At 37.0% G+C, this 6,640-nt stretch carries 9 protein-coding genes; 6 read left to right on the top strand and 3 right to left on the bottom strand.

The window, feature by feature from the left end; translation table 11 throughout:
- The first annotated feature begins 132 nt into the window (after window positions 1-132).
- Complete coding sequence (locus AB1630_01445) at window positions 133-414, top strand: hypothetical protein (protein ID MEW6102474.1); 282 nt, start codon at window positions 133-135, stop codon at window positions 412-414.
- Between the two features lie 87 nt (window positions 415-501).
- The gene (locus AB1630_01440) at window positions 502-897 is read left to right on the top strand and encodes a hypothetical protein (GenBank protein ID MEW6102473.1); all 396 of its coding nucleotides are present in this window, start codon (window positions 502-504) and stop codon (window positions 895-897) included.
- A gap of 273 nt (window positions 898-1,170) precedes the next feature.
- On the opposite strand, the gene AB1630_01435 is transcribed toward AB1630_01440, so the two are convergent.
- The 3 genes from AB1630_01435 to AB1630_01425 are packed head-to-tail and all read right to left on the bottom strand — an operon-like array spanning window position 1,171 to window position 3,512.
- A complete protein-coding gene (locus tag AB1630_01435; GenBank protein MEW6102472.1) occupies window positions 1,171-1,932 on the bottom strand; it encodes a ParA family protein in 762 nt (253 codons plus the stop codon).
- Window positions 1,917-2,456: a YfcE family phosphodiesterase gene (locus AB1630_01430; GenBank protein ID MEW6102471.1), complete on the bottom strand. Its 540-nt coding sequence runs from the start codon at window positions 2,454-2,456 to the stop codon at window positions 1,917-1,919. Before AB1630_01430 ends, AB1630_01435 begins: the two co-directional genes overlap by 16 nt.
- A gap of 39 nt (window positions 2,457-2,495) precedes the next feature.
- Complete coding sequence (locus tag AB1630_01425) at window positions 2,496-3,512, bottom strand: ABC transporter permease (GenBank protein ID MEW6102470.1); 1,017 nt, start codon at window positions 3,510-3,512, stop codon at window positions 2,496-2,498.
- 184 nt (window positions 3,513-3,696) lie between these two features.
- On the opposite strand from AB1630_01425, the gene flgF reads away from it, so the two are divergent.
- The 4 genes from flgF to AB1630_01405 are packed head-to-tail and all read left to right on the top strand — an operon-like array spanning window position 3,697 to window position 6,610.
- Window positions 3,697-4,467 (top strand): flagellar basal-body rod protein FlgF, encoded by a 771-nt coding sequence (gene flgF / locus AB1630_01420; GenBank protein ID MEW6102469.1) that lies wholly within the window; start codon window positions 3,697-3,699, stop codon window positions 4,465-4,467.
- Between the two features lie 13 nt (window positions 4,468-4,480).
- Complete coding sequence (gene flgG, locus AB1630_01415) at window positions 4,481-5,272, top strand: flagellar basal-body rod protein FlgG (GenBank protein MEW6102468.1); 792 nt, start codon at window positions 4,481-4,483, stop codon at window positions 5,270-5,272.
- Window positions 5,269-5,970 (top strand): flagellar basal body P-ring formation chaperone FlgA, encoded by a 702-nt coding sequence (gene flgA / locus AB1630_01410; protein ID MEW6102467.1) that lies wholly within the window; start codon window positions 5,269-5,271, stop codon window positions 5,968-5,970. Before flgG ends, flgA begins: the two co-directional genes overlap by 4 nt.
- Before the next feature lie 4 nt (window positions 5,971-5,974).
- Window positions 5,975-6,610, top strand: a complete 636-nt coding sequence (locus tag AB1630_01405) for a flagellar basal body L-ring protein FlgH (protein ID MEW6102466.1) — start codon at window positions 5,975-5,977, stop codon at window positions 6,608-6,610.
- The last annotated feature ends 30 nt before the right edge of the window (window positions 6,611-6,640 follow it).

The raw sequence follows: 6,640 nt of genomic DNA, 5'->3' as shown, positions 1-6,640 counted from the left end.
TTTTGATGGTATTTAACAAAAAAATCTACAAAGGAAAAAAGAGGCTATGTTTTTGTGATGTGTTTTTGATATAATATATCCTGTTTAGAGGTAATTCTGGACAAAGGTAGCGAAATATAGGAATTTTAAAAAATGGCATTCTGGCAATTACTAACATTAGTTGGAAAATGGCTACGATATACTGAGTCAAAACTAACGAGAGAGATGATTGCCAAGATGGAAGAAGGTATAAAAGAAACCCTAAACAAAATGGGTGAAACTTTAAAGGAAATAGCTCATTTAATTCAGAAAACCGAGGAAAAGACAGCTGATCTAATTCAGAAAACCGAGGAAAAGACAGCCATTCTGATTCAAAAGACCCAGGAGTTAATTGTCGCAGAAGGCGAAAGGACAAGGAGGGAAATAAGGGGATGAAACACACACACAGAGAGAGAGAGAGAGAGTAACTCGCCAAAAAAGCACTTTAGTGCATCGCCTGTGTGCTAAAATGCTCCCCCAGTATTGCTTCTCTACCTCCTTTTTGCAAAACCAACCTTTGCCGAGGACATAAGATGGGGCTTTCTTATTATCACAGGGGGTGTGCCAGGTTCATCCCTTCCTTCCCAAATTCCACCCTCAACCATTACCACAGATAACAGCAATGCCTTTTGCTATCCAAACCCCTACAGGAAGAATGAGGAAGGACAAGGAATGTTCATCTATAGCCTGGGTGCAATCATTAAAATCTACACCATTGCTGGTGAGCTAATAGCAGAGATAGATGTAGAAAAATGCCCAGAGATATGGGAAGTTCCAGAAAACATTGCCTCTGGCATCTATATCTATAACCATTACCGAAGGAGGAGGAGGAAAGAAAACAGGAAAGATTGGAATTGTGAAATAGGGAGTAGGGAATAGGGAGTAGAGAATAGTTATGAAAGAGAATGAAAGACCACGAAGGAGTAATTTTAATGTCCAGTGCAAAATTAGCAATTATCAATTCAAAATTACCGTAAAGTTCATTTTGCATTTTGAGTTTTGCATTGCTAATTTTTAATTGAATTTCTTTCCTTTAATAATTTGCGTTACAATGCAGTAGGATAATCTATAAGATATTTGGATTTATTAGATGGACTTTAGGATTTATGGTTTATTGTTCACTTGTCAAAAGGTAAAGTAGATACCTAAATTCTATATGTTTTGCTCTATTATTTCCTTTGCAAGCTCAAAATAGCTTAAAGCACCCTTTGATGCCTTATCATATAGAATAGCAGGTTTTCCATAGGATGGTGCTTCAGCAAGCCTTATATTATTAGGAATAATGGTTTTGTAAAGTTTATCCTTAAAATGTTTTTTTACCTCCTCAAAGATTTCATAAGAAAGCCTTGTTCTTGAGTTAAACATTGTTATTAAAACACCCTCAATAGAAAAACTCGGATTAAAGCTTTTCTTTACCCTCTTTATCATTTCAAGAAGCTCAACAAGCCCCTCTAGGGCATAATATGAAATCATAATGGGAATAATAATGGAAAAAGAGGCAAGAAGCCCGTTTAGGGTGAGAATTCCTAAAGATGGCGGAGGGTCAATAAATATGTAATCATAGCTTAAAAGCCCGGAAATAGCATCTTTAAGCCTTTTTTCCCTATTGGAAAGATTGACAAGCTCAATCCTTGCTCCTGCCAGAGATATATTTGAGGGGGCAAGAAAGAGGTTTTCTATTCCTGTAGGCAGGATTGTATTTTCTATTTTTTCCCTTTCAAGAAGCACATCATAGATATTTGGGTTTACCTTTCTTTTATCAATCCCAAAGCTTGATGTGGAATTTCCCTGTGGATCAATATCAATAAGCAAAACCTTTTTTCCAAGCAAGGCTAAAGATGCGGAAAGATTAACGGATGTTGTTGTTTTTCCAACCCCTCCTTTTTGATTGAGGATGATTATCCTCTTTTGCATTTGGGAAAGGCTTCTTTAAGAAGGCAATTTCCATCAAGGGAATGAATAGAGAATATAATTTCATCATTTATTTCACAAATTCCATAGGTTGCGCTTCTTCCCTTTGCATCTATTTCTTGAAGGTGTCCTGGATTAAAAAATATAATTTCGTTTTCTTTCTTTATCTCATAAAGATGTGTGTGTCCAAACAAAACAATATCAATCCCTCCATTACTAATTATATCCTCTGGAATAAGGTCTGTGCTCTGGTCGTTTTTATGCGAGGTTTTTGTATGGGAGATTAAGAAATAAAACCCAGCTATTTCTTCAATCCTCCTATTTTTTATATTGCTATCTTTATATTCAGGATCAAATACACCAGGAACCTTAATATTTGCTATGGGGTATTCATCAAGTATCTTTGTGTCAGAATAATCATCGCCAAGATGGATAAGGAAGGAGACATTTTCTTTCAAAAGAAGCTCCAGGGCTTTTCTTAAATACAAAAGGTTCTTGTGGGAATCAGAAAGGACCCCTATTTTCATTATTCAAGTATAAATTCAAAAAGATATTTTGTCCATTTTTTAAAAAACAGCCCTCGGGTCAAATGCATCTCTTAAGCCATCAGATAAAAGGTTAAAAGACAAGACACAGATAAAAATAAGAAACCCTGGGGATAGTATCCAAAAGCAGGAGGATAAAACAGAGTAATCCATTGCTCGAGAGAGCATATTTCCCCAAGATGGAAACGGCTCATTTATTCCAAGCCCTATCATAGATAGGGCAGATTCAGAAAGGATATATGATGGAATAGAAAGACAAGCAGCAACAATTGCATAGGATAGGGTATTTGGAAGAATATGGGATATAATTATTCTTAAAGATGATGCACCAATGGCTTTTTCTGCCAATATAAACTCCTTTTCTCTTATTGACAAAACCATTCCCCTTATTACCCTTGCAATCCCTCCCCATTCAATGAAGCTTAAAATTATGACAATCATAATATAGACATAACAAGATGGAAGGTCTAAAGGGAATATCGCCCTTAAGCTAAGCAATAGATAAAATGCAGGAAAGCTCATAATAAGCTCAACAAATCTCATAATTGCTGTATCTATCCATCCTCCAAAGTAGCCTGATATGCCTCCGATAAGAAGGCCTAATGAGAAGGAGATAAGAACGCCAATTATGCCAATAGATAGGGAGATTCTTGCTCCATAGATAAGCCTTGATAGTATATCCCTTCCATTCCAATCAGAGCCTAATAGATAAAGCATCGCAGGGTTTTCTATTCCAAACAGCCTTCCCTTAAAGAATAATTTAATGGGATAGGGTTTTGTTTTATCTTCAAACCATACCCTTTTGTAATCCCTCCATTCCACCTTATATTCATAGACAAAGGGGAATGCCAACCTTCCATTCCTAATAAAATGAATTTTAACAGGAGGGTGATATGCCTTATTTCTCTTTTCATAATCGTAATGATATGGGGCAAAAAGATTGGCAAATATGGCAAGAATGTAAAGAAAGCCAAGGATTCCCAAAGAAATCATAGCCAATCTATGCCTTGCAAGTCTCTTTAAGGAAAGAAAAAACATTTTATTTAGCCATTAGTTAAAATAGTTTAAAATAAGCCTTTGATTTTTACAAGAAAATTGCTATTATTTTTGTTTCATCCAAAGTTCATCCGCGGCTGAATAGTTACTTTGATTTTTATATTTCTTAAAACCCAGACATTTTTTTCTTAAGTATTTTTTCTATTTTTCCGATATATTAGGTGAAATGGAAAGAGGGCTTTACACAGCGGCGATGGGAATGAATAGCTTGTGGGGAAATATTGAAACAATAGCAAATAATTTAGCAAATGTGGAGACATCTGGGTATAAGAGGGATGAGATGGTTTTTAAAGAGCTTGGCTCATTCAAAATAAATAGGCTTTATGATGAGATTGTAGAAACACCTATTGGAGCATCTGATCCTGCACCATTTGTTGGAGAATTGCCAAAGGGTGTTGCAATTGATGATATAGCAACCATACATACCCAAGGAGCAATAAAGTATACAGAAAATCCTCTTGACCTAGCAATAAATAGCGATGGCTTTTTTGCTGTGGAAACACCAAACGGTGAAATGTACACAAGGAATGGAGCATTTACATTAGACAAGGATGGATTTTTGGAAACCATATCAGGTTATAGGGTTTTATCAACACTTAATACACCAATTCAAATCCAGGATCCAAATTTTGTAGTAACAGAGAATGGAACAATAATGGTAGGCAGCGAGGAGATAGCAAATCTTAAGATTGTGGATTTTGAAGATAAAGGTAATCTTTATAAGATTGGCGATTCATTATTTAAAACAGACCAGATGCCAAGAAGCGCATTTTTTGAGGTAAAACAGGGTTATCTTGAGTCTTCAAATTGCGAGCCTATTTTGGAAATGGTAAGAATGATTGAAGTCCAAAGGCTATATGAGGCAAACCAGAAGGTTGCTTTAACATATGATGAGCTTCTTTCAAGGTCTATAAACGACCTTGGAAGATTAGCATAGGAGGTAGATAAAGATGGAGAGAAGTTTATGGACAGCGGCAACAGGGATGAATGCCCAGCAATTTCACCTTGATGTAATTGCCAATAATCTGGCAAATGTGAATACAATGGGATATAAGAGGGATAGGGCACAATTTGAGGACTTGCTTTATACGACCCTGAGACTTCCTGGAACACCCATTGCAGGTGGAGGAAAGATACCTACAGGCGTCCAGGTTGGTCATGGCGTAAAGGTGGCAGGGACACAAAAGATTCAGCTAGAAGGCTCACTTGAAGAGACAAAAAATCCATTGGATGTTGCAATAGAGGGCCCTGGCTTTTTTCAGGTTCTCCTTCCAAATGGTGAAACAGGTTATACGAGGGATGGAACATTTTCAAAGGATTCAGAAGGAAAGATGATAAATGCAAATGGATATATCCTTCAGCCTGAGATTACAATCCCAGAGGATGCAACAAATATATCCATTACAGAGGACGGAACCGTGTTTGCTATAATGGGAGGGGATATGAAGACACCAGAGGAGATTGGAAAGATAGAGCTTGCAAGGTTTGTCAATCCAGCTGGCTTATCAGCATGGGGAAAGAATATCTTAAAGGAAACAGGTGCATCTGGCGAGCCTTTAACAGGAGCACCAGGGGAGGGTGGTTTTGGAAGGATTAGCCAGGGATTTGTGGAAATGTCAAATGTTAATGTAGTAGAGGAAATGGTTAATATGATTGTTGCCCAGAGGGCATATGAATTTAGCTCAAAGGCAATCCAGACAGCAGATTCTATGCTCGGTGTGGTAACAACATTGAAGAGATGATGAAGGAGTCAGGAGTCAGGAGTCAGGAGTCAAGAGTCAAGGCTATTGGCTATTGGCTATTCATAGCCTTTAATGTATCTGCCCAGGTGCTTTCAGGAGATGAAATAATGAGGGTTTCAAAAGAAAAGATAGAAGGCCTTGTTAGTGATGGAAGGATTGAGATTGAAGAAAGGAAGATTTCTGACCTCTCCCTTCCAGATGGAAACCTTACACTAGAGGCAAATTCTAATATTTCATATCAGAATGCCTTAGTTGAGATAAAAATCTTACTTGATGGAAAGGAGTGCAAAAGGATAAGGAAATCCTTTAGAATAAGAAAATTTCAGGATGTATTTGTTGCTGCAAAGCCATTAAATACAAAAGACATCATCACAGAGGATATGATAAAAAAAGAAGAGAGGGAAATAACAAGCATATCTGGGTATATTACAGAAAATGAAAAAATTGTTGGAAGGGAGGTAGGAAGGAGAATTCAGGAGGGAAATATAATCCTTTCAAGCTATATAAAAGAGCCTCCTCTAATCCATTTTGGTGATATTGTTTCTGTTTTAAAAAATGGCAATGGATTTTCTATAAAAACAAAGGGAATGGCTATATCAACAGGCTATAAAGGAAAGGAGATATCTCTTAGAAACCTCGCATCAAATAAGATAATTAAAGGAATTGTTATAGACAAGGAGACAGTGGAGGTAAGATAAGAAAATGCAAAATGCAAAATGCAAAATGCAAAATTGTGGTAAGAATTTAAAAAAATCTCTTCCCTGTCTACTGTCTACTGTCTACTGTCTCCTTATTGCTTTTCCTATATTTTCAGAGAGCTTGTGGCTTGAAAGCCAAGAGAAAAGCATGTTTGCAGATAGAAAGGCATCAAGGATAGGTGATGTTGTTACCGTTGTTATTATGGAATCTGCAAAGGCACAAGATAGCTCATCAAACAAGAGAGGCAAGAGCTTTGAGCTTGGTCTTCCAAAGGGAGAAGGACCCCTTGATATTATTCCAAAGCTTGGGGCAAAGGGAGAGAGCAAGTATAAAAAGGATGGGGCAACATCAAGGACAGGGGGTGTTAGCGCAAAGGTTTCTGCATCTGTTTTAAAGGTTATGCCAAATGGGAATTTATTAGTAGAGGGAGAAAAGAGGGTAAAGATAGATAATGAAGAGCAGGTTATTTATGTTTCTGGCATTGTTAGGCCAGAGGATATAAATCCAGACAATGTTATTCTCTCAACATATCTGGCAGATGCAAAGATTGAATATAGGGGAGAGATTAAGGTTTCAAGCAAGGAAAAGCCATTTATCGGAGTAAGGATATTCCAAAAGCTTTTCGGGTGGATATTTTGATGAAAGTCAAAAGTCAAAAGTCAAAAGTCA

This window comes from bacterium (assembly GCA_040753555.1).
Classification (GTDB): Bacteria; UBA9089; UBA9088; order UBA9088; family UBA9088; genus JBFLYE01.
The sequence above is the reverse complement of the archived record's forward strand: the minus strand, read 5'-3'. Positions and strand labels throughout refer to the sequence as shown.

Bases quoted from the DNA above. Each gene is read 5' to 3' on its own strand.
- flgF (MEW6102469.1), top strand. From the start codon at position 3,697: ATGGAAAGAGGGCTTTACACAGCGGCGATGGGAATGAATAGCTTGTGG.
- AB1630_01445 (MEW6102474.1), top strand. From the start codon at position 133: ATGGCATTCTGGCAATTACTAACATTAGTTGGAAAATGGCTACGATAT.
- flgG (MEW6102468.1), top strand. From the start codon at position 4,481: ATGGAGAGAAGTTTATGGACAGCGGCAACAGGGATGAATGCCCAGCAA.
- AB1630_01430 (MEW6102471.1), bottom strand. From the start codon at position 2,456: ATGAAAATAGGGGTCCTTTCTGATTCCCACAAGAACCTTTTGTATTTA.
- AB1630_01425 (MEW6102470.1), bottom strand. From the start codon at position 3,512: ATGTTTTTTCTTTCCTTAAAGAGACTTGCAAGGCATAGATTGGCTATG.
- AB1630_01435 (MEW6102472.1), bottom strand. From the start codon at position 1,932: ATGCAAAAGAGGATAATCATCCTCAATCAAAAAGGAGGGGTTGGAAAA.
- AB1630_01405 (MEW6102466.1), top strand. From the start codon at position 5,975: ATGCAAAATGCAAAATGCAAAATGCAAAATTGTGGTAAGAATTTAAAA.
- flgA (MEW6102467.1), top strand. From the start codon at position 5,269: ATGATGAAGGAGTCAGGAGTCAGGAGTCAGGAGTCAAGAGTCAAGGCT.